Below are 13605 nucleotides of genomic sequence, written 5' to 3'. Positions count from 1 at the left end.
GGGATGGAGATTGAATGCGTATATGACGCTATGACTATGCCGCACGGGATTCGTGCGGCATTTTATATATGCCTATGCGTTGGGTGGTGACGGCAGTATGTAATCATCAACGGACATAGGAGTGATAGTATGAAGAAGGAACGATGGAAGAAGGTTGTGACAATGGCAGTACTTGGCATTTCAATCGGCGCGGTCGGCGCCCTTCCGGCCAGCTCGGCCGGCTATACCCTGAATCGGGAGGTAAAGAACGCTACGCCGGCCCTGCGTCAGGCGGCGCAGATCGGCGTCCGGTCATACGACAATCCGGCCATGAAGGAGGCGGAAAATAAAGACGCTATCCTCGTATTGAGCTTCGGCACGACGTACGCGGAAAACAGGGCGGCGACGATCGATAAGACCGTAGCGGAAATTCAGGCCGCCCATCCCGATACGAAGGTCGTCTCGGCCTTTACGTCCCACATCATTATCGACCGCATTCAAAAAAACGAAGGCCTGCGGATTCCTACGCCGGAGCAGGCCCTGGAACAGCTGAAGGCCGAAGGCTATACGCGCGTCGCCGTGACGACGCTCAACGTCATTCCCGGCATAGAGTACGATTACAACGCCGCCTTGTTCGATATGTACAAGGGCCAGTTTAAAAAGATGACCTTGGGCACGCCCGTCCTGTACTGGATGGGCCAGGAAAACCAGCGCGACGACGTGGCCGAATTCGTGCAGGCCATAGCGACGCAGTTCCCGCCGTTAGGCGAGACCGACGCCGTCCTGGTCATGGCCCACGGCACGCCCCATCCGGCCAACGCCTATTATTCCGTCCTGCAGAGCCGCTTTGACGCGGCCTGCCTGGGGAAGGTCTTCGTCTATTCCGTCGAAGGCTGGCCTCACCTGGATACGGTCATTCCGATGCTGAAGGCTAAGGGTATCGAGCATGTGACTATCATGCCTATGATGGTCGTCGCCGGCGACCATGCCAACAACGACATGGCCGGGGACGAAGCCGATTCTCATAAAAGCATACTGGAACAGGCGGGCTTTGCCGTCACGCCGTATATTCACGGCTTAGGTGAAAACGAAGCCGTCCGGCAGTTGTTCGTGGAGCGGGCTGACGAGGCCTGGGATGCGCTGGAAGAACCTGCGAAATAATATAATATTGATTTAGGCATGCAAAAAGCGGCATCGGGTATGCGTTCCCGATGCCGCTTTTACATACGGTTATCGTTATTTTAAGGATAGCGTTCGCTCGATGAGGGGCTTGTACTGGTCGTATTTTTGGTTCAGCTGCTCCAGCGTATACTGATGGTATACGTTCAAGTCCTTTAAGCCCTGGAAATACTTGAGGAAGATAGAGTGGAGCCGGCGGTTGACGATGAGGTAAAAGGGGCTGGCCTGATTGTGGATGTATTTCTTATTCTTTTTCAGGAAGCCCGTCTTATAGTTGGAGTAGAAGGACACGTTTTCACCCTTGTACGTCGAATCGCCGCCGAAGGAGGGCAGCACGCCGATGACGATGTGCGGGTTGACCTGCATCGTTTCCAGTACGGTCTGAATGTGTTCCTTCCGTTCTTCCGCCGTCAGGGAGTATTCCACGTCGGTCAGGTAGATGTACCCTGTTTCTAAATACCGCATGAGGGACGACGTCGTCGTAATGAATTCGATTTCCGCCGCGTTGACGATTTCTTCCCACGTGACGCAGAGGCGCTGGACCGAGAAGGCCTGCTCCGGCGACACTTGGCGGATAATACTTTCAAAGACTTCGTGAGGCAGCAGGAATTCGAAGCCGTTCGTCAGGAAGAAGAAAAAGCTGTTCGCTGCGTAGAATGCCGTGCGGTAGCCCATTTCGTCCATGCCGAGAGAGCTGCTGACGGAAATGAGAGGCTCCTTTTCCGTGCCTGTAAAGCTGAATTTTTCATAAATGTCCCAAACCGTCGATTCGTCGAAGATGTACGTGCACATGGTGAACCGGGGCGGATTGTTGGACATGGCGTACTGGACGGCGAAGGCGCCGCGCAGGATGATGAGGTTGGCGTTTTGAATGTCGCAGAAGTCGTAGAAGACGAAATCGAAGTCCAAAAAGCGGTTGATCATCTTATACAGCTGCTGCACGTATTCAGGGTTCTGCTCCAGCTTGTCCATGTCCAGTCCCACGCGGATGGTTAGCTTCACCGAGTCCAGCTGAATCGAATCGAAGTATTTCCAAAAACCGGCCTGGTACAAGGTGCAGAATTCGCCGAGGATGAGGAGCTCGCCGTCGTTTTCGAGGTTCTGGACGCCCTTCTGCAGCAGGTCGGCCAGGAAGGCCGCCGTGTCGTGGTGGCCCGTAATGACCTGAATGGACGGGCGGTTTTCCTTTACCTTTGTCGCGTGGTTCTGGTGCAGCGTCGATCGGTAGGCGGCGCAGAGATATTGACTGATTTCAAAGCCCAAATCCTTGACTTCACAGGAAATGGGGAAGGTTTTATAAAATTTTTCTTCTTTTTTCTGTTTTACGATTAATTCGGCAAAATAATTGCCCATTTCTTCGTTGATGCGTTCTACATACCGGGACGAAGGCAACTTTGTGCCGTTGCTCCACTTGTTGACGTACGATACGTCGTAGCCTACGATATCGGCGAGGGAAATAAATTTCGCCTGCGTAAACGTAATCAGCCTCTTTAACGTCGATGCGTAGCCGTCTGAAATCATCGTGGAATCCCTCCTTTTTCGTTCGTTTGCCTAAAAATGCAAAAAATGGCCAATGCCCGTCTGAATAATGTATCATCATTATAGCACAGCATATATGGGGTGGCAAAAGGATTTCACGAAGGAAGAAAAAAAGTCAAAAAGAAGGCAAAGGAATGTTATAGACTGGAAATGCGTGCGAATTTATGCCAAACCGTCCTGTTTCATTTCGTCGGGAAAGTTTGTATACTTAAAGCACAAAGTCAAGCGGAAGCAAAACGCTGCTCGGCCAATTTATTATTTCTCCCAAGGAGGTTTATTCAAAATGGCTTATCAGAACATTGAATTTACAAAAGAAGACGGCATCGGTATCTTGACGATTAATCGTCCGAAGGCTCTCAACGCCTTGAATACAGAAACGGTTATGGAACTGAATGACTGCGTCGGCAAAATCGAAAACGACGCGGAAGTTAAAGTCCTCATCGTTACCGGCGGCGGCGCTAAATCCTTCGTAGCCGGCGCAGATATCGTCGAAATGTCCACGAAGAACGCCGTAGAAGGCCGTCACTTCGGCAAGATCGCTCAGGATACGTTTACTCGTATTGAAAATCTTCCCCAGCCGGTTATCGCCGCTGTAAACGGCTACGCTCTCGGCGGCGGCTGCGAACTCGCCTGCGCTTGCGATTTCCGCTATGCTTCCGACAACGCTAAATTCGGCCAGCCCGAAGTCGGCCTCGGCATTACTCCCGGTTTCGGCGGCACGCAGCGCCTTCCCCGTGTCGTTGGCCGCGGCTACGGCAAAGAACTGATCTTCACGGCTCAGATGATCGACGCTCAGGAAGCATACCGCATCGGCCTCGTAAATAAAGTCGTTCCTCAGGAACAGCTCATGGACGAAGCTAAAAAGACGGCTAAGAAGATCGCTTCCAACGCTAAAATCGCCGTACAGCTTGCTAAAGCAGCTATCAACCGCGGCATCAACTGCGACGTTATTACCGGTATCGCCTATGAAGACGAAGTATTCGGCCTCTGCTTTGCTACGGAAGACCAGAAGGAAGGCATGGCTGCTTTCGTTGAAAAACGCAAAGCAAACTTCACAGACAAATAATAGACTGTCTGCCTGACCTGCATCGGTTAAAAAAGGCGTCATGTATCGTGACGCCTTTCTTAATAACCTATAGTATGTATTAGGAAATATTTTTAGGAGGAATATTACTCATGGATTTTAAACTCACAGAAATGCAGCAAGACATTGCCAATCTCGCCAAAGATTTTGCTACAAAACGCTTGGCTCCGACCGTAAAAGAACGCGACGAAAAGGAAATCTTCGACCGCGCTATCCTCGATGAAATGGGCACCCTCGGCCTCCTCGGCATTCCCTGGGAAGAAGAAAATGGCGGCGTTGGCGCCGACTTCCTCAGCCTGGCCGTTGCCTGCGAAGAAGTTGCCAAAGTTGACCCCTCCATCGCCCTGAGCTTCGAAGTTCACACCATGCTCTGCTCCTGGCCTATCTGGAAGTTCGGCACGGCAGAACAGAAGGAAAAATATTTGAAACCCCTGGCAGAAGGCACGAAACTCGGCGCTTTCGGCCTGACCGAACCCAACGCCGGCACGGATGCCCTCAACGGTTCCTCCACGGCTGTTAAGGAAGGCGACTACTACATCCTCAACGGATCCAAGGTCTTCAACACCAACGGCGGCGAAGCCGACGTAACCATCGTATTTGCAGCTACGGATAAATCCAAGGGCGCGAAGGGCATGAGCGCGTTCATCGTTGAAAAAGGCATGGAAGGCTTCACCTACGGCAAACAGGAAGTCAAAATGGGTATCCGCGCTTCCGTACAGCGCGAACTCGTATTCCAGAACGTTAAAGTTCCGGCAGCCAACCTCCTCGGCAAAGAAGGCGAAGGCTTCAAGATTGCGATGATGACCCTCGACGGCGGCCGCGTAGGCGTCGGCGCACAGGCTCTCGGCATCGCCGAAGGCGCATACAACGAAGCTGTTAAATACGCGAAAGAACGCGTTCAGTTCGGCAAACCCATCGCTACGAAGCAGGCTATCGCCTTCATGCTCGCTGACATGAAGCTCAAGATCGAAACGGCTCGCCTCGCCGTATACAAAGCAGCCTGGAAGATGGGCCAGCCCGACGTGAAGTCCTACTCCATGGACGCGGCTATTGCTAAGAAATACGCTTCCGACATCGCGATGCAGGTTACGACGGACGCCGTACAGGTCTTCGGCGGCTACGGTTTCACCCGCGAATACCCGGTAGAACGGTACATGCGCGACGCTAAGATCACTCAGATCTACGAAGGCACGAACCAGGTACAGCAGATGATTATTTCCGGCGCTATCCTGAAATAATTCGGCAGGACCTCTTTAGAAATACGCATTCACATAGTAGAGTACGAAAACGCTTATAGAAAAATCGCTCGTAAAAAAGGAGCCGCAGTTTCGCTTGCTGCGGCTCCTTTTATCATATACGGGGAATTGTGGCGGATAGGCTATTGCAGAAAGACTCTCCAAAGGCCGATGATCAAGAATATCATGACGATGATAAAGCTGACGACCCGGGTCTTGGAGAAAATTTTCGGATTGTTCTGCATGTTTTTCGGCGGCGCCGGCGGCGGGACGATTTGCTTCGTGCCGCAGATGGGGCACATGAGGACGCCGTCGCGCAGCTCTGTGCCGCAGGTAGGACAAATCACGGTATCATCTCCTATTTCTATATATCACTATTACTATAGGGGGATAGGCGGGGGCTGTCAAGAGGCGGGCCGGCGGAATGTATTCTCCCCTAAATTGATATACATTTCCCTCGTTTTTTGCTATAATAAATAAAACACGTGCTCCAGAAGGACTTCTGATGGAAAACGTCATAGGCATGCAGCCGTACTTATCTGCAAAGAAGAGATTCTGCGCAGGCGAGGCGAAAGCACGTATAGTGGAAAGCTACGAGGCTCTGTGTTTTCGCACAGAGCCTTTTTGTTTATACAAAAGGAGGAAGACTATGGAAACGAGATTAGCCCTTATCGGAATCATCGTAGGCAAGCGGGACGAGACGACGAAGCTCAACGAGCTCCTTCACGAATACGGACAGTATATCGTCGGTCGCATGGGTATTCCGTATAAGGATAAGGATATCAACGTCATCAGCATTATTATCGACGCGCCGCAGGATACGATCAGCGCCTTGTCGGGAAAGCTCGGCATGCTTCCCGACGTGAGCACGAAGACGATCTACCCGCCGCTGCCGCAGCAGAGGTGAGACCATGCTGAAACTTGCGATTTACGGAAAGGGCGGCATCGGCAAGTCGACTATGACCAGCAACCTGGCGGCGGCCTTCGCCTATTTGGGAAAGAAAGTCATACAAATCGGCTGCGACCCCAAGGCCGATTCGACGCTGAACCTGCTGGGCGGCGAGCTGCTCGAGCCGGTCATGAATTACCTGCGCGAGCACGACGACGACCCGCAGGCTATCGAAGAGATTTCTCGCGTCGGCTACGGCGGCGTCCTGTGCATCGAAACGGGAGGCCCGACGCCGGGCCTGGGCTGTGCCGGCCGGGGCATCATCGCGACCTTTGACTTATTGGAAGACATGGGATTGTTTGAACAGTACGAGCCCGACGTCGTGCTGTACGACGTGCTGGGCGACGTCGTCTGCGGCGGCTTTGCCGCGCCGATCCGCGAGGGCTATGCCGCTCAGGTCCTCATCGTCACGTCGGGTGAAAAGATGGCCCTCTATGCGGCGAACAACATCAACACGGCCGTCAAGAATTTCGCCGACCGCAGCTATGCAAAGGTCAAGGGCATCATCCTGAACCGCCGCAACGTGCCGGGAGAAGAAGAAAAGGTCCGGGCCTTCGCGGCGGAACGGGGCCTGGCAATCGTCGGCGATATTCCCCGCAGCGACGACATAAACCGCTTTGAGGAAGAAGGCAAGACCGTCGTCGAGGGCAATCCGGAGCTGCCCATCAGCCAGGTGTTCATCCAGCTGGCGCAGACATTATGGAAAGACAAGGATACTGCGATATGACACAACGAAAACCCTATGCGATTACTGTCAGGGAGCTGGCCCGGCGGGGCCGCGGCGATATTCCGTCGGACCTCGTGTCGTCGGCTCACCTCATTTACAATTCGCCGGCGGCACTGGCCTTTAACTCTCCCGGAGCCCAGGGCTTCGGCGTCAAGCGGGCCGGCCTGGCCATTCCCGGCTCGGTCATGCTGCTCGTCGGCCCGGGATGCTGCGGCCGCAACACGACGATATTGAGCGAAATGGGCGGCTACAGCGACAGGTTTTTCTACTACATCATGGATGAAACGGATATCGTGACGGGACGCCATCTGCGAAAAATTCCCCAGGCCGTGGCGGAAGTCGTCGAAGCACTGCCCCAGGAGCCGACTGTCGTCATGATCTGCATGACCTGCGTCGACGCCCTGCTGGGCACCGACATGGAACGGGTGTGCCGCAAGGCCGAGGCTAAGGTGGGCCTGCCCGTCGTGCCCTGCTATATGTACGCCCTGACCCGCGAAGGCCGCAAGCCTCCTATGGTCGACGTGCGCCGGGCCATTTACTCCCTTCTCGAAAGGGACGACCGCGACAGCCGTACCGTCAATATATTAGGGCATTTTGCGCCGCTCCGCGATACGTGCGAGCTCTACGGCGTCCTGCGCCAGCTGGGCATCCGCCGGATAAACGAGATTTCCCGCTGCCGCGATTTCGCCGAATATAAGGCCATGTCCAAGGCCAATTTCAACGTCATCCTCCATCCCGAGGCGCGGCTGGCCGCCCAGGATATGGAAAAGCGGCTGGGCATTCCCAGCATCGAGCTGACGCGGCTGTACCAGATCGACAAGATTCGCAGCCAGTACCAGGCTTTTGCCGGCGCCTTAGGCGGGGCCGCAGACGATACGGTATGGTATGACGAAGCGGCGGCCGACGCGGCGGAAGCGGCGAAGCGGTACGGCGGTACGACTATCGCTGTCGGGGAAATGCAGAACGGCAACGCCTTTGAAATGGCTCTGGCTCTGACGCAGTACGGCTTTGTGGTCAAGGAGATTTACGCCAGCGTGTCGCCCTATGATTTCGCCTATATCCGCCGCTTGGAAGCGCTAAGCCCCGACACGGAGGTATACTCTAATTTGTCGCCGTCGATGCTGTATTACGAAGGCGGGGACCATCCCGTCGAGCTGACGATCGGCAAGGACGCGGCCTATTATCACGACGATGCGGCCCATGTCTTTTGGGACGAAGAGATTCAGCCCTTCGGATACGACGGGCTGCGGGAGCTGCTGCGCCAGATTTCGGCGGCATTGGAAGGGAGGTCGGCCCGATGAAAGGTCTTTGGAAATATATATCGCCCTTTGCGCCGGACCAGTCCGGAGCGGCGGCGGTGATGTACGGATTGAACGGCATCGTCGTCATCTGCGACGCCGGCGGCTGCGCCGGCAATATCTGCGGCTTTGACGAGCCGCGCTGGTTCAGCGGCGGCAAGAGCGCCGTATTCAGCGCCGGCCTGCGCGATATGGACGCCATCTTGGGCCGCGACGACCGCCTGGTGGCGAAATTGGCCGACGCGGCCCGGCAAATCGACGCCTCCTTCGCCGCCATCGTCGGTACGCCCGTGCCGTCGGTCATCGGCACGGATTACCGGGCTTTGAAGCGCATGGCTGAGAAGGAACTGTCTATCCCAGTCGTCACGCTGGATACGACGGGCATGGAGCTGTACGACGCAGGCATTGAAAAAGCGTATGATACGCTGTTCAGGGCCTTTGCCGACTTGTCTATGCAGGCTGAAGACGGCATCGTCGGCGTCATCGGCGCCGTCCCCTTGGACCTCATGCATCCCTGCGACAGGGAAGGCATCGTCGGCGCCCTTCGGGAAGAGGGCTGGCGGCAGGTATGGCTGTACGATACCTTCGGCGAATTTGCCCAGGCCGGCAAGGTCAGCCGCAACATCGTCGTGTCGCCGTCGGGCCTTCGGAGTGCGAAGTACCTGAAAGAAACCTTCGGCACGCCCTACGAATTTCGTTATTTCGGTTTGGAATCGGTGCTGCCGGAGGGGCTCGACCTTTCCGGCGCGTCGGTCCTCGTCGTTCACCAGCAGACGGCGGCCAACGCCATGCGGGAGCTGGCGGAACGGCGGGGGGCGAAGGCCGTCACCGTCGCGTCGTGGTTTATGGAGCCCCAGGAATGCCGCCGCGAAGGAGACATCCTGCTGAAAGAAGAAGACGATTTCCGCAGCCTGGCCGATAACGACGCCTTTGATATCGTCATCGGCGACCTGTATTTTAAGAAAGCCCTGCCCCATTTCCGGGGCATCTATATAGATTTTCCTCATTTTGCCGTATCGGGGAGGGAATGAGCCATGAAGACGGAACGGATCTGCGTGTTCGGCATCGTCCAGGGCGTAGGCTTCCGGCCCTTCGTGAGCCGTCTGGCGGCGAAGCACGGCTTGGGCGGCACGGTCTGCAATAAGGGCTCGTATGTAGAAATCGTCGCTCAGGGAGCGGACGACGCCGTAGAGGCCTTCTGCCGCGACTTGCCGGAATTGGCTCCGGAGCGGTCGGCTATCTTGAACATCGACCGGTCGGCGGCAGAGCCGAAGTCCTATTCATCCTTTGACATCGTAGAAAGCGCCAGGGAAGAAGGTCATATCTTCGTCTCTCCCGATATCGCTGTCTGCGACGCCTGCAAGGCCGAGCTCTTCGACCCGTCGGACCGGCGCTATCTCCATCCCTTCATCAACTGCACGGCCTGCGGGCCGCGCCTGACGATTCTCGACGCCATGCCCTATGACCGGGAACGGACCAGCATGGGCGCCTTTCCCATGTGCCCGGCCTGCGAATACGAATACACCCACGCCGAAACGCGGCGCTACGACGCCCAGCCGGTGTGCTGCAACGACTGCGGCCCCGAAGTGTATCTGCTGGGCCGGACGGAACGGCGCAGGGAGGCCATTACGGAGGCCCGGCGCATCATCGCAGGCGGCGGCATCGTCGCCGTCAAGGGCATCGGCGGCTTTCATCTGTGCTGCGATGCCGGGAACGAAGACGCTGTGCGCCGCCTGCGCCAGTCGAAGCACCGCCCCGTCAAGCCCCTGGCCGTCATGATGCGCGATATGGACGTCGTCCGGCGCGAATGCGTCGTCGAAGCCGGCGAAGCGGAGATACTGGACGGATGCCAGAAGCCGATTCTGTTGCTGCGCAGAAAGGAGGGCGGACGGCTGTGCCCGTCTATTGCGCCGGGCAATCCCAAGGTCGGCGTCATGCTTCCCTATGCGCCCCTGCAGCTCCTGCTGTTTACGTACGACGACGGCGTCGCCATGCCTGATTGCCTGGTCATGACCAGCGCCAACGAATCGGGTGCGCCGATTTGCCGGACCGACGACGACGCGAACAAGGAATTGTCGTCCCTGTGCGACGCCGTATTGTCGCATAACCGCCGCATACGCCTGCGGGCCGACGATTCGGTCATGGACTTTTTCGATGGCGAACCGTATATGATACGCCGTTCCCGCGGCTACGCGCCCCTGCCCTTTTTCGTCGGCCCCGACGAGGGAAAGCAGGTGCTGGCTGTCGGCGGCGAACTGAAAAATACATTCTGCCTTGCCAAAGGCAATTTATATTACCTGTCGCCGTACATCGGCGATCTGAGCGACGCGCGGACCGTCGACGCCCTGCGCGAATCGGTGGAGCGCATGGAATCGCTCCTAGAAGCGACGCCGTCGGCCGTCGTCTGCGATACGCATCGGCAGTACAATTCCGTCGCCGTTGCTGAGGAATTGGGATTGCCGGTCCTGAAGGTACAGCATCATTACGCCCACGTCTTGTCGTGCATGGCCGAGAACAATTACCTCGAGCCGGTCATCGGCGTTTCCTTTGACGGCACGGGCTACGGCGGCGACGGCACGATTTGGGGCGGCGAAGTGCTTTTGGCCGACGTGCACGGTTACAGCCGCTTTGCTTCCGTCGCGCCCTTCCATCATGTCGGCGGCGACGCAGCGTCCCGCGAGGGCTGGCGCATTGCCGTAAGCCTGCTGTACGACAATACGGGACGGAATAAGGAACAAACGGCGGCTCTGGCTGAAAAGCTCCGTCTCTGCAGCCGGGAAGAATTGCAGGCCCAGTTTTTCCTAGCTGACAACGGTGTCAACACGGTCATGTCGACCAGCGCCGGACGCCTCTTTGACGGCCTCAGCGCCGCCCTGGGCCTGTGCCGACAGTCGACCTTTGAAGGACAGGGGGCCATGGCCCTCCAGTTTGCCGCTGAAGCGTGGGAGCAAACCCACGGAGAAGAGGCTGTCGTCCCCGGCCCGTTGGAACGGCTTTCCGATCGATACGTCCTGGCGACGCAGCGCGTCTTCGACGGATGCGTCCAGTCGTATGTAAAGCACGGCGACGCCGGCAGGGAGGCCTATGCCTTTCATAGGGGATTAGCCGGCATGGTGCTGGCGGCGGCCCGGCAGGCTCGCGAAGAGACGGGACGGAATGCCGTGGCCCTGAGCGGCGGCGTCTTTCAGAATACGTTGCTCCTGCGCCTGTGCTGCCGGGCCTTGGAACGAGATGGATTTACGGTACTGCGTCATCGCCTCGTGCCGCCGAACGACGGCGGACTGGCCTTAGGGCAGGCTTTGTACGGCATGTACCATCTGCAATAGATTGAAGGAGGAATTACGATGTGTGTAGGATTACCAGCGCGAGTGGTTACGATAAAGGACGGCATGGCCTTAGTCGACGCGTCCGGCGCGCGGCGCGCCGTGTCGGCCGAGCTCATTGACGAGTTGGACCCGGGCGATTACGTCATGGTCCATGCCGGCATGGCTATCGCCAAGATTACCGATACGGACGATCATGAAATGGACGATATCCTGGAGGACTTATGATGGCAGATGGAAAGAAAAAATCGGCCCTGGACATCATTAAAAGTTACGATGGGCCGCCGGTGCGCATCATGGAAGTCTGCGGGACCCATACGCACGAAATATTCCGCTTAGGCCTGCGGCAGATTCTGCCCAAGGAGGTCACGCTCATTTCCGGGCCGGGCTGCCCGGTCTGCGTGACGCCGGTCAGCTTCATTGACGAAGCGATCTGGCTGGCGCTGGAACGAGGCGTTACGATCTGTACCTTCGGCGACCTGGTCCGCGTGCCCGGCTCGGAAGGCAGCCTGGCCACAGCCCGCAGTCAGGGGGCGAGGGTAGAAATCGTCTATTCGCCTGTCGATGCCTGCAGCTATGCGGCGGCTCATCGGGATGAACAGGTCGTATTCCTGTCCGTCGGCTTTGAAACGACGACGCCGGCAGCCTGTCTGGCTGTCAAAGAGGCAGCGGAACAAGAATTGACTAATTTTTCTATCTTAACGGCGAACAAGACGATGCCCCAGGCCTACGAGGCTCTCAAGAACAGCGCCGACGTATTCCTCTATCCGGGACATGTCGAAGCCGTCATGGGGACGAAGCACTGCGAAGGACTGGCGGAGCAGGGGATTTCCGGCGTCGTTGCCGGATTTACGGCGAAAGAACTCTTGACGGCCTTTGCCGTCATCTTGGCGAAATTTCCTCAGGGAAAGCCCTTTTTCAAAAACTGCTATCCCCGCGTCGTCACGGCAGAAGGCAGCTTGCCGGGCCAGCGGCTCATGGCGGAGGTCATGGAGCCCTGCGATTCGGAATGGCGGGGCCTCGGCGTGATTCCGATGTCGGGCCAGCGGCTGCAGCAGCGGTATGCGGCTTATGACGCGCGGCAGAAATACGGCGTGCCGCCTATGCATGGGCGGTCTAATCCGGCCTGCCGCTGCGGCGAAGTCCTGCAGGGAATCTGCACGCCGCCGCAGTGCCCTGTATTCGGCAGGGGCTGCACGCCGGACCATCCCGTAGGGGCCTGCATGGTATCGCACGAAGGAGCCTGCTCGGCCTATTATCAATATGGAGGCGGAAATCATGAATGACGTAGTGACGCTGGCCCATGGAAGCGGCGGCAAACAGACGGCGGAATTAATCGATACGGTATTTAAAGCTCATTTTTCTAATCCTGAATTTACGGCCGACGACGCGGCTCTCTTGTCCGTCGGCGGCGCAAACCTGGCTTTTACGACGGACGGGTTCATCGTGTCGCCTCCTGAGTTTCCCGGCGGCAACATCGGCAAGCTCAGCATCTGCGGCACCGTCAACGACCTGGCCTGCATGGGCGCGAAGCCCCTGTATATGACCTGCGCCTTCGTCCTGGAAGAAGGCTTTCCCTTGGCGAAGGTGGAAGCGTACGCTGCGGCCATGGCCGAGACGGCGGCCGAGGCGGGCGTGCGCATCGTCGCCGGCGATACGAAGGTAGCCGGCAAGGGACAGGTCGACGGCCTGTTCATTACGACGACGGGTATCGGCCTGGCGACGGAAGGCGTTCATTTGTCGGGCGCCCTGGCCCGGCCCGGCGACGCCGTCATCGTCAGCGGCGATATCGGCCGTCACGGCTGCACGATTTTACTGGCCCGCAGCCAGTTCGGCATCGACGCCGACGTAACCAGCGACTGCGCTCCCTTGTGGGGGACCGTGCAGTCCATGCTGGAAACGACGAAGGACATTCACGTCATCCGCGATGCGACCCGCGGCGGCGTCGGTACGGTCCTCCACGAAATTGCTGCCCAGAGCGGCGTCGGCATCCGACTGGACGGAGCGGCTATCCCCGTCGCCCCGTCGGTCCGCGGCGTCTGCGGCATGCTGGGCTTAGAGCCCCTGTATCTGGCCTGCGAAGGCCGTCTGGTCATCTTCGCGCCGAAGGATAAGGCTCCGGCCATCGTGGAAACGCTGCGGCAGGGGAAATACTCCGGCGAAGCGGCGATTATCGGCGAAGTGACGGCAGAGCGGCCGGGACGGGTCGTCGTCCGCACGGAAATCGGCGCGGAAACGCTGCTGCCGCCGCCGGGCGGCGAATTGCTGCCCCGCATTTGCTGAGAAGACGGA

13 protein-coding genes are annotated in these 13605 nt (G+C 57.5%); 11 read left to right on the top strand and 2 right to left on the bottom strand.

All coding sequences use genetic code 11. The annotated features are described in order from the left end of the window. Window positions 1–129 precede the first annotated feature (129 nt). Window positions 130–1140, top strand: a complete 1011-nt coding sequence (locus tag DKB62_RS06345; protein WP_107196066.1) for a sirohydrochlorin cobaltochelatase — start codon at window positions 130–132, stop codon at window positions 1138–1140. A 75-nt stretch (window positions 1141–1215) separates the two neighbouring features. Here the strand turns inward: DKB62_RS06345 and DKB62_RS06340 are convergent, their stop codons facing one another. Next, window positions 1216–2679, bottom strand: coding sequence for a hypothetical protein (locus DKB62_RS06340; protein WP_107196067.1), 1464 nt, complete (start codon window positions 2677–2679; stop codon window positions 1216–1218). A gap of 301 nt (window positions 2680–2980) precedes the next feature. On the opposite strand from DKB62_RS06340, the gene DKB62_RS06335 reads away from it, so the two are divergent. Together DKB62_RS06335 and DKB62_RS06330 are read left to right on the top strand one after the other, a co-directional pair. Continuing rightward, entirely contained in the window at window positions 2981–3763 is a 783-nt protein-coding gene (locus tag DKB62_RS06335) for a short-chain-enoyl-CoA hydratase (protein ID WP_087478730.1), read from the top strand. Between the two features lie 110 nt (window positions 3764–3873). Then, a complete protein-coding gene (locus DKB62_RS06330; protein WP_095629585.1) occupies window positions 3874–5019 on the top strand; it encodes an acyl-CoA dehydrogenase in 1146 nt (381 codons plus the stop codon). A 140-nt stretch (window positions 5020–5159) separates the two neighbouring features. Here the strand turns inward: DKB62_RS06330 and DKB62_RS06325 are convergent, their stop codons facing one another. After that, window positions 5160–5363 (bottom strand): zinc-ribbon domain-containing protein, encoded by a 204-nt coding sequence (locus DKB62_RS06325; RefSeq protein ID WP_087478793.1) that lies wholly within the window; start codon window positions 5361–5363, stop codon window positions 5160–5162. 302 nt (window positions 5364–5665) lie between these two features. Between DKB62_RS06325 and DKB62_RS06320 the strand changes: the two genes are divergently transcribed. Genes DKB62_RS06320 through hypE form a run of 8 tightly spaced genes read left to right on the top strand, consistent with a single transcriptional unit; the run spans window position 5666 to window position 13596 of the window. After that, window positions 5666–5923: a TM1266 family iron-only hydrogenase system putative regulator gene (locus DKB62_RS06320; RefSeq protein WP_107196068.1), complete on the top strand. Its 258-nt coding sequence runs from the start codon at window positions 5666–5668 to the stop codon at window positions 5921–5923. 4 nt (window positions 5924–5927) lie between these two features. Next, a complete protein-coding gene (locus DKB62_RS06315) occupies window positions 5928–6692 on the top strand; it encodes a nucleotide-binding protein (protein ID WP_107196069.1) in 765 nt (254 codons plus the stop codon). Further along, window positions 6689–7993: a nitrogenase component 1 gene (locus DKB62_RS06310; RefSeq protein WP_107196070.1), complete on the top strand. Its 1305-nt coding sequence runs from the start codon at window positions 6689–6691 to the stop codon at window positions 7991–7993. Before DKB62_RS06315 ends, DKB62_RS06310 begins: the two co-directional genes overlap by 4 nt. Beyond that, the gene (locus DKB62_RS06305; RefSeq protein WP_087478797.1) at window positions 7990–9021 is read left to right on the top strand and encodes a nitrogenase component 1; all 1032 of its coding nucleotides are present in this window, start codon (window positions 7990–7992) and stop codon (window positions 9019–9021) included. Before DKB62_RS06310 ends, DKB62_RS06305 begins: the two co-directional genes overlap by 4 nt. A 3-nt stretch (window positions 9022–9024) precedes the next feature. Then, a complete protein-coding gene (hypF, locus tag DKB62_RS06300) occupies window positions 9025–11316 on the top strand; it encodes a carbamoyltransferase HypF (RefSeq protein WP_107196071.1) in 2292 nt (763 codons plus the stop codon). An 18-nt stretch (window positions 11317–11334) separates the two neighbouring features. Next, window positions 11335–11541, top strand: a complete 207-nt coding sequence (locus DKB62_RS06295; RefSeq protein ID WP_087478799.1) for a HypC/HybG/HupF family hydrogenase formation chaperone — start codon at window positions 11335–11337, stop codon at window positions 11539–11541. Further along, entirely contained in the window at window positions 11541–12599 is a 1059-nt protein-coding gene (gene hypD / locus DKB62_RS06290; protein ID WP_107196072.1) for a hydrogenase formation protein HypD, read from the top strand. The genes DKB62_RS06295 and hypD overlap by 1 nt, the downstream gene beginning before the upstream one ends. After that, the gene (gene hypE / locus DKB62_RS06285) at window positions 12592–13596 is read left to right on the top strand and encodes a hydrogenase expression/formation protein HypE (protein ID WP_107196073.1); all 1005 of its coding nucleotides are present in this window, start codon (window positions 12592–12594) and stop codon (window positions 13594–13596) included. The genes hypD and hypE overlap by 8 nt, the downstream gene beginning before the upstream one ends. Window positions 13597–13605 lie beyond the last annotated feature (9 nt).

Source organism: Megasphaera stantonii, assembly GCF_003367905.1.
GTDB lineage: Bacteria > Bacillota > Negativicutes > Veillonellales > Megasphaeraceae > Megasphaera > Megasphaera stantonii.
Note: the sequence above shows the minus strand (reverse complement) of the source record. Positions and strands in the feature narration are given on the sequence as shown.